This window comes from Colwellia sp. 6M3 (genome assembly GCF_014077595.1).
In the GTDB taxonomy this organism is placed as follows: Bacteria; Pseudomonadota; Gammaproteobacteria; order Enterobacterales; family Alteromonadaceae; genus Cognaticolwellia.
On record NZ_JACGWF010000184.1, the window covers coordinates 1 to 1,589 of the forward strand.

Below are 1,589 nucleotides of genomic sequence, written 5' to 3' on the forward strand. Positions count from 1 at the left end.
AATGCATTCTATTTGAATTTTACTGGATATTTTATGATAAAGAACAACAGCGTATGTGATATTGGTTTTATAGGTTTAGGCGTTATGGGAAAAAATTTAGTGCTTAACTTAGCCGATAATGGTTACAGTATTGCCGCTTTTGATCTTGATATTAGTAAAGTTGAAGATGTTATTGCCCAAGATAAAGCAGAAAGTGGCTTATCTACAGCCCGTGTTGTTGGTTGTACTTCTTATACCGAGTTATTGTCACGCTTAAAACCTCCACATCTTATAGTACTGTCAGTACCTGCTGGTGCGCCAGTTGATCAAGTTTGTGAAAACCTGATCGGTGCGGGTATTCAACCTGACGACATCGTAATTGATACTGGCAATAGTTTATGGGTAGATACCGTTGCACGTGAAAAGAAATATAAGAATAACTTTATTTTATTTTCTTCGGCTGTTTCAGGTGGAGAAGTAGGTGCAAGATTTGGTCCTGCGTTGATGCCTAGTGGCTCTCCTTATGCTTGGACGAGAATTAAGCCTATTTGGCAAGCTATAGCGGCGAAGGTGGATTCTAAAACAGGTAAACCAATAGAGCGAACAAAACCAGGTGAAATAGTTACAGAAGGTGAGCCTTGTGCAGCTTACATTGGTCCAGCAGGTGCTGGGCATTACGTGAAAATGGTACATAACGGTATTGAATACGCTGATATGCAAATTATCTGTGAAGCATATCAAATGTTGCGAGATGGCTTAGGGTTAAACAGCGATGAAATTGCAGATATTTTTGCGCTGTGGAATAAAGGACCTTTAGAAAGTTACCTAATGGAAATATCTGTAGAAGTTTTACGTCACCGTGTGGGCGAAGCAGAAACTCCTTTAGTTGATTTAATTCTAGATAAAGCGGGTCAAAAGGGCACTGGGTTGTGGACTGCTGTCAGTAGTTTAGAACTTGGAACTCCGGCACCCACAATAGCTCAGGCAGTTTATGCACGTTCAATTTCATCTTTTAAAGATTTACGTGTAAAAGCTTCAACTATTTTAGCAGGGCCAGAAATAACCGTTTTAAATGCTACCGAAAAGGAAGCATTTATTGAACAGTTGCATGGTGCGATTTACAGTGCAAAAATTTGTGCTTATGCACAAGGGTTTCAATTAATGAAACTTGCTGAAAAAGAACATAATTGGCAGTTAAATTTTTCAAGTATTGCTAAAATTTGGCGTGCTGGTTGCATTATTAGAGCAGCCTTTTTACAGTCAATAACAGATGCATTCGAACGTAACCCTAATTTAGACAACCTATTACTCGATGATTTCTTTGCTGAGCAATTAAGTAAACATCAAATTAACTGGCGTAAATCTGTTGCTAACTCAGCACTTATGGGGATTCCAACAGGCGCGATATCATCATCGTTATCTTATTACGACTCTATACGTTGTGCTGTGTTACCCGCAAATTTATTACAAGCTCAACGTGATTTCTTTGGTGCTCATACGTTTGAGAGAATTGATGTCAATACAGGGAAAAAATATCACGTTAACTGGTCAAGCGAATCACGTAATATAGTAGAAATTGGTTAAATTATCATTTGTGCGCTATCTAATTT

At 38.3% G+C, this 1,589-nt stretch carries 1 protein-coding gene; it reads left to right on the forward strand.

From position 1 onward, the window contains the following. The first annotated feature begins 33 nt into the window (after positions 1–33). Entirely contained in the window at positions 34–1,563 is a 1,530-nt protein-coding gene (gene gndA, locus H4J50_RS18870) for an NADP-dependent phosphogluconate dehydrogenase (RefSeq protein WP_182257691.1), read from the forward strand. Positions 1,564–1,589: the final 26 nt, after the last annotated feature.

Coding starts and splice junctions, on each gene's coding strand:
- gndA (WP_182257691.1), top strand. CDS start 34: ATGATAAAGAACAACAGCGTATGTGATATTGGTTTTATAGGTTTAGGC.